Annotated in this window: 19 protein-coding genes; 3 read left to right on the top strand and 16 right to left on the bottom strand. The window is 49.0% G+C overall.

From position 1 onward, the window contains the following. Position 1 precedes the first annotated feature (1 nt). Positions 2-766, top strand: a complete 765-nt coding sequence (locus LG211_RS11455; RefSeq protein WP_269477569.1) for an amino acid ABC transporter ATP-binding protein — start codon at positions 2-4, stop codon at positions 764-766. A gap of 519 nt (positions 767-1,285) precedes the next feature. Here the strand turns inward: LG211_RS11455 and LG211_RS11450 are convergent. The 4 genes from LG211_RS11450 to LG211_RS11435 are packed head-to-tail and all read right to left on the bottom strand — an operon-like array spanning position 1,286 to position 4,201. After that, the gene (locus LG211_RS11450) at positions 1,286-2,011 is read right to left on the bottom strand and encodes an ATP-binding cassette domain-containing protein (RefSeq protein WP_148398611.1); all 726 of its coding nucleotides are present in this window, start codon (positions 2,009-2,011) and stop codon (positions 1,286-1,288) included. Positions 2,012-2,015: 4 nt separating this feature from the next. Further along, positions 2,016-2,930: a glycine betaine ABC transporter substrate-binding protein gene (locus LG211_RS11445; RefSeq protein ID WP_227755397.1), complete on the bottom strand. Its 915-nt coding sequence runs from the start codon at positions 2,928-2,930 to the stop codon at positions 2,016-2,018. 1 nt (position 2,931) lies between these two features. Continuing rightward, entirely contained in the window at positions 2,932-3,567 is a 636-nt protein-coding gene (locus LG211_RS11440; protein ID WP_336246067.1) for an ABC transporter permease, read from the bottom strand. 25 nt (positions 3,568-3,592) lie between these two features. After that, positions 3,593-4,201 (bottom strand): 4Fe-4S binding protein, encoded by a 609-nt coding sequence (locus LG211_RS11435; RefSeq protein ID WP_148398617.1) that lies wholly within the window; start codon positions 4,199-4,201, stop codon positions 3,593-3,595. Positions 4,202-4,290: 89 nt separating this feature from the next. Between LG211_RS11435 and LG211_RS11430 the strand changes: the two genes are divergently transcribed. Continuing rightward, positions 4,291-4,641, top strand: a complete 351-nt coding sequence (locus tag LG211_RS11430) for a winged helix-turn-helix transcriptional regulator (RefSeq protein ID WP_148398618.1) — start codon at positions 4,291-4,293, stop codon at positions 4,639-4,641. On the opposite strand, the gene LG211_RS11425 is transcribed toward LG211_RS11430, so the two are convergent. The 4 genes from LG211_RS11425 to LG211_RS11410 form a co-directional block, all read right to left on the bottom strand. After that, positions 4,590-5,435, bottom strand: a complete 846-nt coding sequence (locus LG211_RS11425; protein ID WP_148398620.1) for a protein-ADP-ribose hydrolase — start codon at positions 5,433-5,435, stop codon at positions 4,590-4,592. The two genes, LG211_RS11430 and LG211_RS11425, sit on opposite strands and share 52 nt — an antisense overlap. A 17-nt stretch (positions 5,436-5,452) precedes the next feature. Further along, positions 5,453-6,325, bottom strand: a complete 873-nt coding sequence (locus tag LG211_RS11420) for an SIR2 family NAD-dependent protein deacylase (RefSeq protein ID WP_269477568.1) — start codon at positions 6,323-6,325, stop codon at positions 5,453-5,455. 135 nt (positions 6,326-6,460) lie between these two features. Beyond that, positions 6,461-7,792 (bottom strand): MATE family efflux transporter, encoded by a 1,332-nt coding sequence (locus LG211_RS11415; RefSeq protein WP_269477567.1) that lies wholly within the window; start codon positions 7,790-7,792, stop codon positions 6,461-6,463. Then, positions 7,782-8,222 carry a MarR family winged helix-turn-helix transcriptional regulator gene (locus tag LG211_RS11410; RefSeq protein ID WP_253019851.1) on the bottom strand — a complete coding sequence of 147 codons (441 nt, stop codon included), beginning with the start codon at positions 8,220-8,222 and terminating at the stop codon, positions 7,782-7,784. Before LG211_RS11410 ends, LG211_RS11415 begins: the two co-directional genes overlap by 11 nt. A 144-nt stretch (positions 8,223-8,366) precedes the next feature. Here LG211_RS11410 and LG211_RS11405 point away from each other — a divergent pair, with 144 nt between their 5' ends. After that, positions 8,367-9,677, top strand: a complete 1,311-nt coding sequence (locus tag LG211_RS11405) for a M18 family aminopeptidase (RefSeq protein ID WP_269477566.1) — start codon at positions 8,367-8,369, stop codon at positions 9,675-9,677. Here the strand turns inward: LG211_RS11405 and LG211_RS11400 are convergent. The 8 genes from LG211_RS11400 to LG211_RS11365 all read right to left on the bottom strand — a co-directional run bounded on the left by LG211_RS11400 (position 9,670) and on the right by LG211_RS11365 (position 17,397). Then, positions 9,670-11,037: an amino acid permease gene (locus tag LG211_RS11400; protein ID WP_269477565.1), complete on the bottom strand. Its 1,368-nt coding sequence runs from the start codon at positions 11,035-11,037 to the stop codon at positions 9,670-9,672. The two genes, LG211_RS11405 and LG211_RS11400, sit on opposite strands and share 8 nt — an antisense overlap. Positions 11,038-11,563: 526 nt before the next feature. Then, positions 11,564-11,953, bottom strand: a complete 390-nt coding sequence (locus LG211_RS11395) for a thioesterase family protein (RefSeq protein ID WP_227755402.1) — start codon at positions 11,951-11,953, stop codon at positions 11,564-11,566. A 58-nt stretch (positions 11,954-12,011) separates the two neighbouring features. After that, positions 12,012-13,604, bottom strand: a complete 1,593-nt coding sequence (locus tag LG211_RS11390) for a hybrid sensor histidine kinase/response regulator (RefSeq protein WP_148398630.1) — start codon at positions 13,602-13,604, stop codon at positions 12,012-12,014. Further along, positions 13,598-13,750, bottom strand: coding sequence for a hypothetical protein (locus LG211_RS11385; protein WP_227108373.1), 153 nt, complete (start codon positions 13,748-13,750; stop codon positions 13,598-13,600). The genes LG211_RS11390 and LG211_RS11385 overlap by 7 nt, the downstream gene beginning before the upstream one ends. 472 nt (positions 13,751-14,222) lie before the next feature. Continuing rightward, positions 14,223-15,164 carry a TIGR03943 family putative permease subunit gene (locus LG211_RS11380; protein WP_148398632.1) on the bottom strand — a complete coding sequence of 314 codons (942 nt, stop codon included), beginning with the start codon at positions 15,162-15,164 and terminating at the stop codon, positions 14,223-14,225. A gap of 29 nt (positions 15,165-15,193) precedes the next feature. Further along, positions 15,194-16,228 carry a CobW family GTP-binding protein gene (locus LG211_RS11375; RefSeq protein ID WP_148398634.1) on the bottom strand — a complete coding sequence of 345 codons (1,035 nt, stop codon included), beginning with the start codon at positions 16,226-16,228 and terminating at the stop codon, positions 15,194-15,196. A 20-nt stretch (positions 16,229-16,248) separates the two neighbouring features. Next, positions 16,249-17,091, bottom strand: a complete 843-nt coding sequence (gene nudC, locus LG211_RS11370; protein ID WP_227755405.1) for an NAD(+) diphosphatase — start codon at positions 17,089-17,091, stop codon at positions 16,249-16,251. Positions 17,092-17,103: 12 nt separating this feature from the next. Beyond that, positions 17,104-17,397 carry a hypothetical protein gene (locus tag LG211_RS11365; RefSeq protein ID WP_148398638.1) on the bottom strand — a complete coding sequence of 98 codons (294 nt, stop codon included), beginning with the start codon at positions 17,395-17,397 and terminating at the stop codon, positions 17,104-17,106. Between the last annotated feature and the right edge of the window lie 15 nt (positions 17,398-17,412).

The following is a 17,412-nucleotide window of genomic DNA, read 5'->3' as shown; positions in this document are numbered from 1 at the left end:
CATGGAACAGATATTAGAAATGAAACAGATCGTAAAGGATTTTGCCAACTGCCGGGCGCTGGATCATGTTGATTTTTCCATTGCCAAAGGCGAAACGGTGGCCATTATCGGGCCTTCCGGATCTGGCAAAAGCACCTTGTTGCGGTGCGTCAACTGCCTGAATCGCATTACCTCCGGCACCATCACCCTCAACGGAGAAACCTTCGTGGACACGCCTGAGAGCGGCAAGGCCGAGTATATTCCCGATAAGGAACTGCGCCGCATCTGCGCGGAAACGGGAATGGTGTTTCAGCATTTCAACCTTTTTCCTCATATGACCTGTCTGCAAAACATCTGTTATGCGCCGATCAAAGTGAAAAAAGAGGATAAAAAGAAAGCGGAGGCCCGGGGACACGATCTGCTCAAGCTGGTAGGATTGGAAACCAAAGCCGGTGTCTATACGGCCCAGTTGTCCGGCGGACAAAAGCAGCGAATCGCCATTGCCAGAGGACTGGCCATGAACCCGGAGATCATGCTCTTCGACGAGCCAACCTCAGCCCTGGATCCGGAAATCACCGGCGAGGTACTCAACGTCATTAAAAAGCTGGCAGAAGAACGGATCACCATGGTTGTCGTTACCCACGAAATGGGCTTTGCCAGAGAGGTTGCCGATCGGGTGGTATTCATGGATCAGGGCAAAATCGTGGAACAAGGAACGCCAGAAGAGATCTTTAAAAATCCAAAGAGCGAACGTTTAAAAGATTTTCTCAGCTCCATGCTGAAATAAAAAAGTTTTCTTGGGAGACGTTAATCGCGCTTCGCACTCACTTTCACAAGGTGAACTTTTTTGAAACACAGGAAATGCTACGCAACCGATATTTCCTGTGTTATGAAAAAGGGGCGGCTGTATGAAAAGCAAATTGCTTCATGCAGCCGCCCCTTTTCTATGTTTACCGCCGGACTGGGCATCCCATAGATTTTACCTCCTCCGGGCTCGTCATCGGGAAAATTTCAAAAAATTTTCGTGATATTTACGCAAAGTTGTGGGTTTGCGGGTCTTCATATTGGGAAAAAGGGCTCCTGACGCCAAACAAGCAAATTTGAGGAGCCTCAATCGTTAAAAAAAGCGTAAATTCCAAAAAATCTACGCATTTTTTACCCTACACTTCCCCTTTTTTGGAGGGGCCCACATTATTCTCAATGAACCCCACCTTTTTTCCGCCTTCACGCCAAACCAACAGCCCGGCCCTTTCCCCCAGCGCCCAGGCTTCGATAAAACGCTCAACCGGCTGGCTCCCGCCCTTTCCTACACAGCCCCGATCAGCTGAGCCACAAAAGAATCGGCAGGATGTTCCTGAATCTGCTGCGGTTCATCCAGCTGAACAATTTTCCCCTGCTCCATGACCAGAACCCGATCCCCCAGCTTCATGGCCTCACGGATATCATGGGTGATAAAGACAATGGTAATCCCCAAACTGCGATGCAGCGATAAAATTTCATCCTGCATGGCCCGCTTGGTGATTTCATCCAGCGCCCCAAAAGGCTCGTCCATGAGCAGAATCCTGGCGTCAGATGCCAGGGCCCTTGCGATGCCCACCCGCTGCTGCTGGCCGCCGGAAAGCTCGGACGGATAGCGCTCCAGCATATCCTCCTCCAAACCGACAGTCTCGATCAGGCGGCGGGCCAGCTGAAGATTTTCCGCCTTGTTTTTCCTGCCGCTGATCACCGGCACATAGGTGATGTTCTTTTCCACCGTCATATGGGGGAAAAGGCCCTTATTCTGAATCACATAGCCGATGCTCCGCCGCAGCTCAATAATATCCGTCTCGCCGATATCCTGTCCCTGGACGAAGACCTTGCCGCTGTCCGGCTGATGCAAGCCATTGATCATCTTCAGCATGGTCGTCTTGCCGCATCCAGAGCGGCCGATCACCGTCAAAAACTCCCCTTCCTTGACGGCAAGGGAAAAATCATCAAGGATTTTCCGGCCGCCGAAGCTCTTTGACAGATGCTCTAATCGGATCATATCCATCAGCTTACTCCTCGATCAAACCCTTAGAAACCAGGAATGCCTTAGCCACATCCCCTTCATTTTTGCCATCAATCTCCACCTGATAATTCAGCTCCGCCATTTCCTGATCGGTCAGAAGATTGTCCATCAGAGCCAGCGTCTTTTCCAGGTCAGGATATTTTTCCAAAGCATCCTCCCGCACGACGGTAGCACAATAGTAGTTATACTGGAGATGCTTGTCATCCTTCAGCACTTTCACGAAATCTTTGCTCAGCTGTGCGTCGGTAGTAAAAGCATTGGTCGCATCGATATCGCCTTTTTTCATAGCTTCGTATTTAAGGCCGATATCCACGTCCTTCACCTGTTTGAACTCGTACTGATACGCCGCCTTCAGCGCATCGAAGCCTTCTTCTTTTTCAAAATAATCCGGGTTGCCGCCGAACACCAGCTTATCCGCCACTTTGGTTAGATCGGAGCAAGTTTCCAGCTTATACTTGTCAGCAACCTCCTTGCGCACCGCTACGGCAAAGGTATTATTAAAGCCGTAAAGATTGGTCCAGGTCATGCCGTAGTTTTCATGGTATTCTTCCCGGAGTTTTTTCAGCATCTCATCATCGCTGACACCTTTGGACTCATGGCCCAGCACCATGGACCATCCGGAAGAAGTATATTCCGGATAAAGATCAAAATCCCCTTTTTCCATAGCCGGCTGAATGTTGCTGGTGCCGCCGCCAACGCCTTTAGTGATCTCCGCTTTATAATCGGTTTTGCTTTCGATCAGCTGCTTGATCATTTCACCCAAAATGTACTGCTCGGTCATCGGTTTGGTGGCGATCTTGATAGGCTCGCTGTCCGCCCCGCCGCCGCTGCCGCAGCCTGCGAAAGCCAGCGTCATCAATAATACCAGTATAAATGCTGTGATTTTCTTCCATGTTCTCATTTTAGTTCCCTCTCTTTTTCTTAATACGTTTTTCCATATGCCCCAAAAGAAGGTCGCTGATCAGCGCGATCAGTGCGATCAAGAAGCTGCCGCCAAAGGTCAGGGCTGTGTCGTAGATGGTAATGCCCCGATAAATGGCTACCCCCAGACCGCCCGCTCCGATGAAGGAGGCGATGGCTGCTACGGATATAGTCATCACCACCATATTGCGCAGACCGGCAATAATGACCCCCAGCGCCAGAGGCAGCTTGATTCTGGTCATAATCTGAAAGTTGGTGCTGCCCATGCCCCGGGCCGCCGTGACCACATCCTCACTCACACCCTTGATGCCCGCATAAGTATTTCGCACCATGGGCATGATTCCGTAAATGATCAGTGCCACCACCGCCGTTGTGTTTCCGATCCCTAATAGGGGAATCAACATTCCCAAAAGGGAGATGGAAGGGATAGTGTAAAAAACATTGGCAATGCCCAAAACAGGCGGCGCCGCCTTCTCGTGCTCCGCAATCCAAATCCCCAGCAGCAGACCGATCACCCCTGCAAAGACAATGGCGATCAAAGATAAACCAATATGCTCTGCGATCAGCTGGAGAAACCAATCTTTTCTTTCAATATACAGGCTGATAACTTCTTTCACAAACTCCAAAGCGCGCTCCTCCTTATCATGGATGCAGCCTGCGAATCGCTCCCTGCGGGCACGCCGCCAGACATGCGCCGCATTGCAGGCAATGACTCTTCATTATACCATAGGCTTGTCCCTTCACAATACATTTTTGAGGACAAACCGGAAGACAAAGCCCGCATCCGATGCAATCGTCCGTAATCTCAAACCCGGCCGCTTCTTCCTCTGTGTTGTATGCAAAGGTCTCCCGATTGATAGGATAGCTGAGAAGATCGAACCATTCGCCGCTGCCTTCATAAATCAGAAAAGCCTCCAAAGCATCCCTCGTCTTGCCGGGATATACCTCGTTCATCCCCGGATTGGCTTCAAAGACCCGGTCTACCCATTGTTTGTCCACTTGCCGCACCTTGCCGCTGAATTTCAGCGATTGACAATCCGGACACATGGCGCTGAGGGCGACCCGTCCCGTATCAATCAGCTGTTTGTAAAAGGGCTTGCCTTTGGAAGTTACGATATACATGCCTTCGTCTGCAGCGATCATCACATTGATAATCCTGCTCTGGGGACGCCCCTTTTCATCCACAGTGGCCGCCGATGCGATCTTGACCTGACGAAACAAATCCACATATTTTCTCGCTTTCTCATTCATTATCCTTTACCTCTTCTTTTTCTTTTATTATAATAGGAATTAGTTTATCTGCCGTAATACAACCTGTTTATAGAAAGGAGCCGATCCACATGCAAGAAAAAATTCCAAAATGTCCGGTGGAAATGACCCTTCAGCTCATTGGAAACAAGTGGAAGGTCCTGATTATCCGCGACCTGCTCTCCGGGACGAAACGTTTCAACGAACTGATGCGTTCCCTGAGCGGCATCACCCAAAAGGTGCTGACCAGCAATCTTCGCGATATGGAAAAGGCCGGTCTTCTAAATCGCACCGTTTACCCGGAAGTTCCGCCCAGAGTGGAATATTCTCTTACCGAAACAGGACTCAGCCTGCAGCCAGTCCTAAAATCCATGATCGATTGGGGAACCGCTTATAAAGAGCAGCTTACAGATGACGAGCCGCCGCAGAAAATTTCCCGGTAAATCTCATAGTCCCTTTCTTTGAATACATTGAAAATCACCGTATCCAGCTCCCCGTTTTCCCTCAGAAAATCGCGGACAGTTTTCACTGCGATCTCTGCAGCAATCTCCTGGGGAAAGTGGAATTCTCCGGTGGAAATACAGCAAAAGGCGATGCTCTTTAGTCCCTTTTCTGCCGCCAATCGAAGGCAGGATTCATAGCAGCCGGCCAGCAGCCGGCAGTCCTCATCTGTCAACGTATCTGCAACGATAGGACCTACTGTATGAATCACATATCTGCAGGGAAGGTTATATCCGCTGGTGATCTTGGCAGTTCCCGCAGGTTCGCTATGTCCCTGGGCTTTCATGATCCTGCTGCATTCCTCCCGCAGCTGCACCCCCGCAGCCGAGTGAATTGCGTTATCGATGCATCCGTGACAGGGTACAAAACATCCCAGAAGCTGTGAATTGGCCGCATTGACAATGGCATCCGCCGCCAGGGTAGTGATATCTCCCCGCCAAAGAACCATCCGCTCCCCATGTTCCATAGCGCACCCCAATTCCTCTTTCACAGATGCAAGGCGTGAAATAGAGACAATGCCCTTTTCCCGGGCCTCCTGCTGTAGGAACTGATCTTGGACTTTCAGAAAATCCTCATCCATCGGTTCCGGCATACGGATATTCATAAAGGATCGCATCAGCCTTCTTTTTTCGAGTTTCCCTTTGGGAATGACCAAATCCTTATAGCGGCCGCTGTCTCTTTTCAGCTCCCTTACCAGATATTCCAGCTGTTCTTCTTGTGTATCAAACTGACTCATCCGTCCCATCTCCTTTTTCAAAGCCTCGATTCGTACAGCAATAATTGGTTGAGTAGTTCCCCGATATCCCCATCCACACAGATGGATCGATCCTCAATTTCACCCGGCGCCCAGGCTTCTCCCCGATTGATGCAAATGTAAAAAGCGCGGCTCATGCCCTTTGTCATCTTCCAGAAGGGATATTTAATGATGCCGGGGGTATTCATGCCCACACCCAGCTCCAGGAACACGATGCTTTTTTCCATGTTCTCGTTTAAAAATGCCTCATATCGCCGGGCAGCCCGGTGCCAGCTTCCATCTTCCACAAAAAAACCGTCTGCGCGGAGATTGACCTCCATCTCACCGCCGCATACCGGGCATTTCGGTACCAGCGAGGAGGGAATGCGGCAGTTTTTCTGGTGCTTCACCATTTCCCGGATCTGATCTTCATTCTCATACAGCCTTTTGTGGCAAGCCCGCTTGCACTGGAAAAGCCCGTAATCCCCCTGAGTCGCAAAAATCCGATCATCGTCAAATCCCGCCAGCTGAAATTGATGGTCCACATTGGTGGTGATGACAAAATAATTCCTGTCGTTCACCAGCTGAAATAAATCCTTGTATGCCCGGCCCGCTTCCATATCGTAGCGGTTGACATAAATATGCCTGCTCCAATAGGCCCACTTTTCCTCCGGGGTTTTAAACGGATAAAAACCTGCCGAGTACATATCCGTCATCCCATACCGCTCGATGAACTCGGAAAAATTGTCGGTAAAACGGGGTCCGTCGTAAGTAAAGCCTGCTGACGCAGAAAGACCGGCACCGGCCCCAATGACAAGGGCATCGGCCCGGTTTAAAATAAGAGCCATGCTCCTCAGTTTCTCTTTATTGCTGTCCCGTTTCCTATCTTCCATGGCCGCGGCCTCCTCTATTCATGTTAAGTCTATTATGACCGCATGTTTTCAGCTTGTAAAGACGGCACTTTAAAGTGGGATAGGCACCAAAAGGATACCATTGGCGGGCATCAGCCCGAAAAAGCCCTCAGCATTTCAGGCGTATGCATATCGATCTTTTCTGGAAATGAGAAAGATAATTGCCACAAAAAACCCAAGAATTTCTGCTAGCGGCACAGCGATCCAAATCCCAGCGCCGCCCAGTAAATAAGGCAGAATAAGAATCGCTCCCACAATGAAAATAAAGGTTCTGGAAAAGGATATGACAGCCGATATCTTCCCGTCGGAAAAGGCCGTAAACATGGAAGAAGCAAAGATGCCCAGACCCATGATCAGGAACGCCGGCGAATACAGCCAGAACCCGTTTAGGGCGATATCATAAACCCTGCTGTCTGCGGGCGTAAAAATTGTAAGGGCATGGGTTACGGTCAACTGGATCAGGATATTTGCCAGGACGGAGCTTATGATCAAGAATAAGATACTGCATTTAAAGATTTTTTTTAATTGCTCTTGATCTCCACTTCCGTACTTAAAGCTGATGATCGGCGCGATCCCGTTGGAGTAGCCAAAATAGAGGGCGGTAAATAGATATTGGAAATATAGCAGGATCGTTATTGAAGCAACGCCGTCTTCTCCGTAAAAATCCAGTAAGATATAGTTGAACAAAAAGGTCGTTGCAGCATTGGCTAAATTCACCACCATCTCTGAAGAACCATTTGCACATGACTGCCGAAGAACCTTCCAGTCCACTGCCGGTCTGACCAAATGAAGCGGATTCTCTTTTTTCTTCAGAAAAAAGACCGATCCGACAACAGCAGGAACGCAATATCCCAATCCGGTAGCCAGAGCCGCGCCAGACACGCCCATATCCAGCGGCGCCATGAAAATAAAGTCCAATACAATGTTCACAATACCAGCGGACACAGTAACCATCAAGCCGAGAGCAGGTTTTCCCGCAGTAACCAAAAAGGTCTGGAAGGCCGTCTGCAGGAAAAAGGCAGGGGCAAAGGCAAATATAATTCTGCCGTATGCAAGAGACATGGGAAGCTGTCTTTCGCTTGCTCCCAGCAACAGAACGATTTCCTCCAGAAACAAGTTGCCTGCAACGGCAAATACAATGCCAATCACCAGCTCCACGACAATTAGAAAGCTTAAAATTTTCTGTGCCTCTCTTTGCTTCCCTTCTCCCAGTTTTCTGGCTGCAATGGCGCTTCCTCCGGTAGCGATCATGATTCCAATGGCCATTTCAAAGCAGATTGCCGGGTAAATCATGTTTACAGCCGAAAGCGCTGTCGTTCCCGCCAGACGGGATACAAACATGCCGTCAACAATTATATACATGGACAAGGTAATCATCATAATTACATTGGGAATGGCAAAGGACAGCAAGGAAGCAAATGTAAACTTCCCGGCCAGTTTATTCTCCATGTTCCATTTCCTCCTTTAATAATTCATAGTAGTTTGTATTGCAGGCAATCAGCTGAGCTCGCTGCTCTTGTCCCATCTTTTTCATAGCCTTCTCTTCCATCTTATAAAGGGGCTCCAGTATGGAAGCTGCAAATGCTTTTCCCTTTTCTGTAAATGCGACGAGCCGTTCACGCTTATTCTCTGTATTTGCTGTTATTGTAAGATAGCCTTTCTTCTCAAAATCCAGCAAAATGCCATGGACGGTCTGCTTGGGCAGCGCCCACCATTGGCAAATTTGTTTTTGCGTACAAGTCTGACAATCGTCCAGCGTATATAAAATGACGAGAGCATTATAGTTGAGTCCGTGCTTTTTCGCCCATACTCCGTACAAGTCCAGAGTGCCGCTCAGCGCACGATTTACCAGCTTGATCTGTTCACGAATATTCATCATTCACCTCCACAAAATAGTACTGATTCGTACCATATTTATTATAGTACGGATTAGTACTATTGTCAATGTCAAATTTCAAACATCTTGCATCCCAATTTTGGTTATTATAAAATAGAGGAACCATCAAACAACGGAGGATGAATTATGACAACGGATATCAACAAACAGCTCTTTGACTTTATCGAAAAAAGTCCCAGCTGTTTTCACGCTATTGACAATATGAAAAGGGAATTGACTGAACATGGATTTGAGGAACTGAGTGAGGCCGATTCCTGGAAGCTGGTCCGGGGAGGGCGCTATTTTGTAACACGAAATCTTTCTTCCTTGATCGCCTTTCATATCCCAAAAGAGGAAGGAGTCGGATTTCATATCACGGCCAGCCACAGCGACTCGCCGACTTTTAAGATTAAAGAAAACTGTGAAATAGAAAAAGAGCAGCATTATATCCAGCTCAACGTGGAAAAATACGGCGGCATGTCCATGGCCCCCTGGCTTGACCGGCCGCTGTCCGCAGCCGGGCGGGTTCTGGTGAAGGACGGCTCATCCGTTCAAACCCGGCTCGTGTCCATTGATCGGGATTTGCTGCTGATCCCCAGCCTGGCCATTCATATGAATAAGGAAGTGAACGACGGCTATAAATTCAATGCCCAGACCGATCTTCTACCCTTATACGGCAGCGAAAACGCCCGCGGCAGCTTTATGAAACTGATCGCAGAGGCCGCGGATACGGAAGAAGATGCCATCTTAGGCAATGATCTCTTTTTATATCTGCGCATGAAAGGCAGCCTTTGGGGCGCGGACGACGAATTTATTTCCTGTCCCAGATTGGATGACCTTCAATGCGCCTTTGCCTCCCTCAAAGGCTTTCTGGCAGCGGAAAGCCCTGCTGCCATCTCGGTTCACTGTACGCTGGATAATGAAGAGACGGGAAGCGGCACCAAGCAGGGAGCAGCGTCCACCTTCCTCAAGGATACGCTGAAGCGGATTTTAATGGGCCTGGGTGCAGATCTGGAGGCCTACCATACCATGCTGGCAAACAGCTTTATGCTTTCGGCGGACAACGCCCATGCCGTTCACCCCAGCCACACGGACAAAACCGATCCCACCAACCGGCCTTACATGAATCACGGCGTGGTGATCAAGTATAACGCCAACCAAAAATACACCACCGACGGCGTATCGGCTGCCATATTCAAATCTATCTGTGAGAAAGCGGATGTTCCCTGTCAAACCTTCCTCAACCGGTCGGACATGGCCGGCGGCTCCACCCTGGGCAATATTTCCAACACCCAGGTGCCCATGAATACGGTGGATATCGGCCTGGCCCAGCTGGCGATGCATACTCCATATGAAACAGCCGGTTCAAAGGATACCGCCTTTCTGATTCAGGCCATCAAGGAATTTTACCAGACGGAAATCCGCTGCAGACAGGACGGCAGCTATACGATTATCTGAGAAAGCTGTGCCTTCTGCCATAAAGAAAATAGATGGACATACCGACAGCGGTCCAGATGAAGAATACCTTCCAGGTTACCGCACTCAGCTGCAGGGCAAGAAAGGCGCACATCACCATGGCAATCAGAGGCACAAGAGGGACTACCGGAACGCGAAAGCCACGGCGCAATTCCGGGCGGGACACCCGCAGCACTATTACGGTCACTGATACCAAAGAAAAGGCCCACAAGGTTCCCATGTTGCATAGCTCGGCAATGGTCCCGATGGGAAGAAAACCGCCTAAAACGCAGCCCATCAGCCATACGCAGGCCACTGCTTTTGTCGGCACCCCGTTTTTGCTCACTCTGGAAAAAGCCGGAGGCAGCAGCCCATCCCGGGACATGGAGTAGATCAGCCTGGATTCACTTCCTAAAAACACCAGCACCCCGGTAGTCAGTCCTGCGATGGCTCCCGCCGATACCATAGCCGCTCCCCATCGAATGCCAGCTTCGTTGAGGGCAAAGGCCACCGGGGCGGCAACACCAGCGTAGGAAGAGTAACGGGTCACGCCTGTCAGCATAAAGGTTACGACAATATACAAAACCGTAGCCATCACCAGAGAACCGATGATTCCCTTGGGCATGTTCCGCTGCGGGTCGATCACCTCTTCCGCGGAATTGGCAATGGCATCAAACCCCAGATAGGCAAAGAATACCACCGCAGCGCCTGAGCAGACACCTTCCCATCCAAAAGGCAGGAAGGGATCGTAATTGGCCGGGTCGATGCGGCCGGCAACCAGAACGATGAACAGCAGGATGACCGTCAGCTTAATGGCAACCAGAAGATTGTTCAGTCTGGCGCTTTCTTTCGATCCTTTCAGCTGCAAAAGGGCCATGATCGTAATAATGGCCGCCGCCGGAAGATTGATCGCTCCTCCGCTGGATGGGTCGGCAAGAATGGCCTGGGGAAGCTCCAGCCCCAGGACCGGCAGAACATTGGAAATATACGCCGACCAGCCCACCGCTACTGCCGACATAGCCACCACGTATTCCAGCGTCAGGCACCATCCTATGAACCAGCCGAAGATTTCCCCCAGCCCCGCGTAAGCGAAGGTATACGCACCCCCGGAGGCGGGAATGGAGGATGCCAGTTCCGCGTAGCATAAAGCCGCGCAGCCGCAGGCGATCCCAGCCAGAAGAAAAGAAAAGACCAGTCCCGGTCCGGCATGTTCCGCGGCAGCCACCCCCGTAATCACAAAAATTCCCGAACCGATGATGACGCCGATCCCCATCATGGTCAGTTCAAAAGCGCCTAAAGTCCGCTTCAGCCCTCCCCCGCCGGTCTTTCCGATGGGCAGCTTCTTAAAAATGGTATTCTTCATGTTATATTTCCTCTTTCCGCCAAGATACTCTTTAAAGTATATTAGCCGGACCGGGAAATATTAAAAGCTTTCTGATTTTATGTAATTTCCTCTCCTGCTATTTAACAAAAAAACTGCCGACATAGAAATACGGATATTTGGAACCTTGTTTTGTGTAGACATTCGTTGGATCGATTAAGCTAGAGAAAATTAAGAGTTTGGTTCAACAATCGGGGAAAACAACTCATTTGTTGAGCTAAAACACAGGCTTGCAGGCTGCCTAAATGGAAAAAACTTGTATATCAAAGCCTTTGTCAAAAATTGCAGCCTGTAGGCGTTGAAAAATCTCAACAACAAGAAAAAATTAATGCATTGTTGAACCAATTCTCTCATTCGACAACTTTCGGCACCACCCTCGGCAGTGCTGTCCCAATTGATCAATATCAATTTCATCGATATTTCCTGCATAATGAAAAAGAGCAGGGATGCCCTCTGGTATCTCCGCTCTTCTTCTCGTTTATTGCCCTTTGATCAGGCTGCCCTCCGATTATTTTTCTGCTTTTTTATCTGCCTTTGCCTGAAATTTTTCATTATCGACGATGAACCGTTCATGGTTTCCCTCACCGATGACACCGGCTTCATCTCTGGCGGTTACATGAAAGGTCAGCTTTCTGCCGTCCACAGCGATCAGCTCACTTTCGCAGGTCACAGTCATGCCCAGCGGCGTAGCGGCCGTATGCTTGATATCCAGCGCCGTACCCACGGTTCCCTGTCCATCTTCCAGATGAGGCGCCGCGCTCATCCAGGCTGTCTTTTCCATCAGCGCGATCATGGCCGGAGTGGCAAATACCTTTAATGTGCCGCTTCCCATGGACAGAGCGCTGTTTTCTTCACAAACGGTCACCTGCTGCATCCCCTTGATTCCTGTTTCTAACATAATCTAAGTCTCCTTTTACAATTTATCGTTTGCTTCCGGCGTATTTTAACATACTTGTTTATTTTCTGTCAATGCCGCGCACTTCCCGCAGCACCTTGGCAAGCTCCCGCCTCTGCACTGGTTTGGAAATGTGGCGATCCATACCGGCTTTCTTTGATGCCTGGATATCCTCTGTGAAGGCATTTCCCGTGAGCGCGATGATCGGCACGCTGGCACCCGCATCCGACATGCTGCGGATCTGTTTTGTTGCCTCATAACCGTTCATTCCCGGCATCTGTACGTCCATGAGAACAGCATCGAATTGTTCTCCTTTAAGCCGGAATGAAGTGACAGCTTCCAGCCCGTTGCCCGCCCATTCTACCTTGCATCCGGTCAGTTCTAAAATATCCTTGAGTACTTCAGCGGTCAGTTCATTATCCTCAACAAGTAAAATTCGCAATCCTGCAAGATCATCCTTTTCCGACGATGCCAGGCTGGTTCTGCCCATATCCGCCGTTTCCTGCAATTGGAGCTGCAACGGCAGGTTGACAGTGAATATCGTTCCTTCTCCCAGCTTGCTTTCAACGAAAATCTTTCCGTCCATCAATTCTACCAGACTTTTGGTGATGGCCATTCCAAGGCCAGTTCCCTCTACGCCTCCATAAACACCGTTCCGTTCCTTTTCAAAAGGCTCAAAGATAACCTTCAAGAATTCCTCTGACATTCCATAACCATTATCAAATACTTTCATCTGATAGGTCACGTACATATCATCCTCGCCGGTTTTTGCCACAGTTTCCACGGCCTGAAAAAAGAGTTTCCCGCCCTCGGGCGTATACTTAACTGCATTGGATAATAAGTTGATCAAAATTTGTTTGATCCGTACAGCATCTCCGTTGACATGATCATGAACAATGATCCATTCTGTTTCCAGTTCCTGATTTTTGTCTTCTGCTTGGGTTTGTATAATATCCGTAACCGACTCCAGCAGCGTCGACATTTGAAAGCTCTCATAATCCAAGGACATTCTTTCGCTTTCAATTCTTGACATATCCAGCACATCGTTTAAGAGACTCAATAGATAATTGGAGGAGCGGAAAATCTTATGTATGTATCCTTGTACCTTTTCCCCGTCTTCTTTATGCTCAATCGCCAGATCCGCTAAGCCGATGATTGCATTTAGAGGTGCACGGATATCGTGTGATACGGTGGAAAGAAAGCGGCTCTTTGCATCGTTGGACCGGTTTGCTTCCAAAAGTTCCTGCCTGGTCTTATCTAACAGCGCCCTTTCCTTGGAATAATCCAAAACATGAAAAATCAGTTTTTCTTCGCTGCTGTCAAAAAGAAATGCAAGGCGCCATCTGCATTTGCACCAAACGGCCTGACCTGTACGCAGATTGGTCAGACAGCACTCTGATTCAAAAGGCTCTGAGCCTAACCGCATGGCTTCAAGGATTTCCTGCGAAACTCCCACCCGATCCAGCAGCGTAAAAACGCATCCTTCAGTATCTGCATTTTGTATGCCCAGCAGCGCATTTCCGCCTGTGCTGATATATTCAATATTAAGACTCAGGCGGTCGGCAACGATCAGAACATCTTCCGGACTGTCAAAGATTTCATCCATACACTCGTATCCAAGAGCCGACTCTTGCTCTTTCTTCCTCCTCAACATTTCTCTAACCTCTTTTCTTTTACCGCAGTAATGCAGATCGCCGCAAACATTCCCGGTTCTGCCCGATACACAGCTGCGGAAATTGTTGTTTTCTTTCCCTGAATCCTTCGGATATTTTCGCGCTCATCATATACTCTTATTTCCATTATACCCTCTTTTTTCCTAAATATGATAACATTTTAGTAAATTAACTCCTAACATAACATGATTTTACAATTAATTGCGCCAAATAAGCAATTTTCTTTTCGACAAAATCAGACAGATCCTGTGGATACGTCTGCTATGCAATCAGCCATATAGGCCTATATCTTTTTTATTACGTAGGAAATATCGTCAGCGATATTTCCGGAGTATCAACAAAGTCTACTTCTTTTAAGAATCGGCAAAGCCGACTTTGTTATAGTTCCCATGTTTCCGAGTAAATGTTATAGTGTAGACGCTGGGACAAGGAAAGTTGTCCGAAAAGAAGCTTTGTCTCCTCAACTTCATAAATATAAACCGAAGTGAGTGTAAAAGTGCAAGTCAAAAATGCGGGCGTCCATCCTGCATGTTTACTTTTTGCAAAAAGAAAGAGACACAGGGCCGGCTGTGCCTCTCCTTTTAATCTTGTGTTTTTTATCACGTAAAGGCGACCAGTTCCTGTTCCGGTTTGTTTCCTTCCTCAATATGAATCAAATGCAGCAGGGGGCCTTCTTCTCCGTACATTTTGCTGAAACCATAATCAAATTGAGCCGTAACCCGTACCCAGTCTCCATGTTCAAAGGGCATTTCACCCTCGAAGTCACAGATAAACCCCAGAAATTGAATATCATCTTCGCAGCAGGTCATGATATGGCGGCCGGGGACAAAGTATTTCTGAGAGGCTTTGGCGCTGGCGCAGTATCTTGCTGTAAACATAACCTCTTTTCCCATATAGCGGTCGGGATGGTCCATTGCATCCAGATACCAAAGCCCGTAATCCATATCCTCAATGACCACTGTCTGTCCGCTGTAATCAAAGGGCATTTCTTCGATTTCGTTTTCAAACATGGTGCCGTCGGTGCGCTCAAAAGCCACTTGGACCTGAGGATTAAGGGCTTTCAGGCTTCTTCGGAATTTGAGCCGATCCGTATCATCGCCGCAGCGGTTGAATATGATCAGATTGGACTCCTTCAGCGGCTCCATAAAAACCTTGCGCATGTTGGCAATATACATTTCTGCAGACCCGGCATCGACGGTGGAATAGATGCCGCCGATGAACCAGTCTTCGGGAATTCCGCTCTCAAACAGCGTACTCAGCTCCCACATCCCATTGTATTCGATTATAATTTGAGCCGGCCGGTACGTTTTTTCACAACGTCTCCAAAAAAGCTCATTGAGTTCTTCCGGATCCTCCACGTCGATCTTTTTTATTTGATATTGTTCCAAAAATGCATCGCTGAATGAGGTTTCCCCCTCTTCACACTGAATCAGCAGCGTCGTCCCCGGCTCCAGAAAGTCTTCTTCACCAGCGACCTCCTGAATCAGGGTCGTCTTTCCGCTGTCCAAAAGTCCTGTAAACAAATAAACAGGAATTTCCATAATCTCTGCCTCCTTATTGCTCCGGCCCTCTATTTACCAAAGACCCGCTTTAGATCGTCCGTTTTGAGCTCGGTCCCGATCACACAGATTCTGCCCGTATAGTCAGGGCGGCACCTGCGGATCTCTGTCTCTTCGGGGACCATGTCAAACTCGAGCCACTGTCCGTCCTCACCTTCCACGATGCCTTTAGCCCGCAGAACCGTGCCGAATTCATCGGTCATGCTGAGCATTTTCAGCGTATCCGCAAGCTCGGATTCATTGAATTTGTGGACCGTTTCGATCCCCCAGCTTGTGAACACTTCATCCGCATGATGGTGGCCTTCGTGATCGTGGTCATGATGATGTTCATGGCCGCAGCCGCAGCTTTCATCGTGGTGGTGGTGATGTTCATGATGGTGATCTTCATGGTGGCAGGCTCCATGGTGGTGATCGTGGTCATGCTCCCTGGCCAGCTCCGCTTCCAGATCATGGGCGTGGTGCAGGGCGTCCAGAATCATTTCGCCGGAAAGCTGCTGCCAGGGCGTGGTAATGATGGCCGCATCCTCATTATGCTCCTGGATCAAAGCCAGGCATTCCTTGAGTTTTTCCTCGGTCATGTCCTGGGTACGGCTGACAACGATCGTGTCCGCGTTTTCCAGCTGATTGTTATAGAATTCTCCGAAATTCTTGATATAGAGCTTTGCCTTTTTCCCATCCACAACTGTAATTTTGCAGTCGATCTCTACCTGGGCGCTTTCCTCCATCTCCTTGACGGCGGCGGCCACATCGGACAGCTTGCCCACGCCGGAAGGCTCGATGATCACCCGGTCAGGCTGGAATTCTTCCACCACCTGTTTGAGGGCTCTTGCAAAGTCGCCTACCAAGGTGCAGCAAATGCAGCCAGAATTCATTTCTGTAACTTCAATGCCGCAGTCCTGCATAAACCGGCTGTCAATGCCGATCTCACCGAATTCGTTTTCAATAAGAACGATCTTTTCATCCTTCCAAACTTTTGCAATCAGCTCTTTAATAAACGTCGTTTTTCCGGCGCCTAGAAAGCCGGATATCAGATCTACCTTTGTCATCGTTTCATTCCCCTTTCAACTTAAAACTTCCCAGTGCGGAAGGCTTCGATCATGGCCGCTGTGATACTGATGCCATTGTTTTGCTTCGGTATTTCATCTCTATGGAGCCAAACGGCTTCCGACAGCTCCTCCCGATCCAGCCGGACTTGGCTGCTTCCTGAAAGATCGGCGAAAAAGCCTGAGATCACCGAATCGGAAAATCCCCAGGGCTGACTTCCAAAATACTGAAGGTTTTCCACTTCCAGTCCCACTTCTTCCATTACTTCACGCCGCAGCGCGCCTTCCAGCGACTCGCCGATCTCAACAAATCCCGCGATCAGAGCCAGTCCTTTGTAAGGCCTGCCCGCGTATCTGGTGACCAGCAGCCGGTCGCCGTCTGTAACGGCGGCCATGATTACCGGCGAAATTCTGGGATATTGGATGTTCTTGCACTGGGGACAGACCATGGCCCGCTCCCATTTTCCCAGCTTTGCCGGACTTCCGCAGCAACCGCAGAACAGGTGCTCCAGATACCAGTGATTCAAATGGCTGGCTGTCACCCCGGCCAGGGCGGCCCAGACAGGTGAAACCCCGTATAAATCCCGTAGATCGTGGTATTCCAGGTCTGTCTGCCCTTCTTCCAAATCATGGGGTAAAATGAGGAACATGGGCTCCTGATCCACGGAAAAGGCATAGAGGGCCTTTTCTTCATATGTTTCAAAGGACCCCGGCAACTGCCCCAGAACCGGCAGCGTCAGGTTTCCCTCTTTATCCTTGTGCAGCAATATCTTGCCGTCTTTGAATGTAAAGGCCATATGTTCTTTCTCTGCTTGCTGGCGTGCATAAGAATTGTCCAGCTTGTGCGGCGCTATATCCTGTATCATCGTCATTTCTCCTTAGAAGTATGGTTCAATATGTTCTCTTACGATCTGCATGATTTCATCCAGGCCTTCCGTACATTCCCAGTCATCGGCAATGTATCGTTTTACGGTTTTATAAATCCACTCTTGAAAATAAGCTGCAGCAGCTTCATAATCGTATCCCTGTTTTTGCAGCTGACGGATATCGCTCTCAGCGTAATCTACCATGATCTTGCAGCGTTTCTTTTCTTTCCCGTCAGTCACATCGTATACGGTGACATCGCAGTTATTGTGAAACGGCTTGTCGCAAACCAGTTTTATGCTATGCATCTTCTTTCTTCACCT

It is taken from the genome of Hominibacterium faecale, from assembly GCF_020734085.1.
Classification (GTDB): Bacteria; Bacillota; Clostridia; order Peptostreptococcales; family Anaerovoracaceae; genus Hominibacterium; species Hominibacterium faecale.
Note: the sequence above shows the minus strand (reverse complement) of the source record. Positions and strands in the feature narration are given on the sequence as shown.

Bases quoted from the DNA above. Each gene is read 5' to 3' on its own strand.
- LG211_RS11425 (WP_148398620.1), bottom strand. From the start codon at position 5,435: ATGAGTCAGTTTGATACACAAGAAGAACAGCTGGAATATCTGGTAAGG.
- LG211_RS11385 (WP_227108373.1), bottom strand. From the start codon at position 13,750: ATGGAAATAAGAGTATATGATGAGCGCGAAAATATCCGAAGGATTCAG.
- LG211_RS11375 (WP_148398634.1), bottom strand. From the start codon at position 16,228: ATGACAAAGGTAGATCTGATATCCGGCTTTCTAGGCGCCGGAAAAACG.
- LG211_RS11400 (WP_269477565.1), bottom strand. From the start codon at position 11,037: ATGAAGAATACCATTTTTAAGAAGCTGCCCATCGGAAAGACCGGCGGG.
- LG211_RS11445 (WP_227755397.1), bottom strand. From the start codon at position 2,930: ATGAGAACATGGAAGAAAATCACAGCATTTATACTGGTATTATTGATG.
- LG211_RS11390 (WP_148398630.1), bottom strand. From the start codon at position 13,604: ATGTTGAGGAGGAAGAAAGAGCAAGAGTCGGCTCTTGGATACGAGTGT.
- LG211_RS11405 (WP_269477566.1), top strand. From the start codon at position 8,367: ATGACAACGGATATCAACAAACAGCTCTTTGACTTTATCGAAAAAAGT.
- LG211_RS11395 (WP_227755402.1), bottom strand. From the start codon at position 11,953: ATGTTAGAAACAGGAATCAAGGGGATGCAGCAGGTGACCGTTTGTGAA.
- nudC (WP_227755405.1), bottom strand. From the start codon at position 17,091: ATGATACAGGATATAGCGCCGCACAAGCTGGACAATTCTTATGCACGC.
- LG211_RS11415 (WP_269477567.1), bottom strand. From the start codon at position 7,792: ATGGAGAATAAACTGGCCGGGAAGTTTACATTTGCTTCCTTGCTGTCC.
- LG211_RS11455 (WP_269477569.1), top strand. From the start codon at position 2: ATGGAACAGATATTAGAAATGAAACAGATCGTAAAGGATTTTGCCAAC.
- LG211_RS11420 (WP_269477568.1), bottom strand. From the start codon at position 6,325: ATGGAAGATAGGAAACGGGACAGCAATAAAGAGAAACTGAGGAGCATG.
- LG211_RS11450 (WP_148398611.1), bottom strand. From the start codon at position 2,011: ATGGATATGATCCGATTAGAGCATCTGTCAAAGAGCTTCGGCGGCCGG.
- LG211_RS11435 (WP_148398617.1), bottom strand. From the start codon at position 4,201: ATGAATGAGAAAGCGAGAAAATATGTGGATTTGTTTCGTCAGGTCAAG.
- LG211_RS11430 (WP_148398618.1), top strand. From the start codon at position 4,291: ATGCAAGAAAAAATTCCAAAATGTCCGGTGGAAATGACCCTTCAGCTC.
- LG211_RS11380 (WP_148398632.1), bottom strand. From the start codon at position 15,164: ATGGAAATTCCTGTTTATTTGTTTACAGGACTTTTGGACAGCGGAAAG.
- LG211_RS11365 (WP_148398638.1), bottom strand. From the start codon at position 17,397: ATGCATAGCATAAAACTGGTTTGCGACAAGCCGTTTCACAATAACTGC.
- LG211_RS11410 (WP_253019851.1), bottom strand. From the start codon at position 8,222: ATGATGAATATTCGTGAACAGATCAAGCTGGTAAATCGTGCGCTGAGC.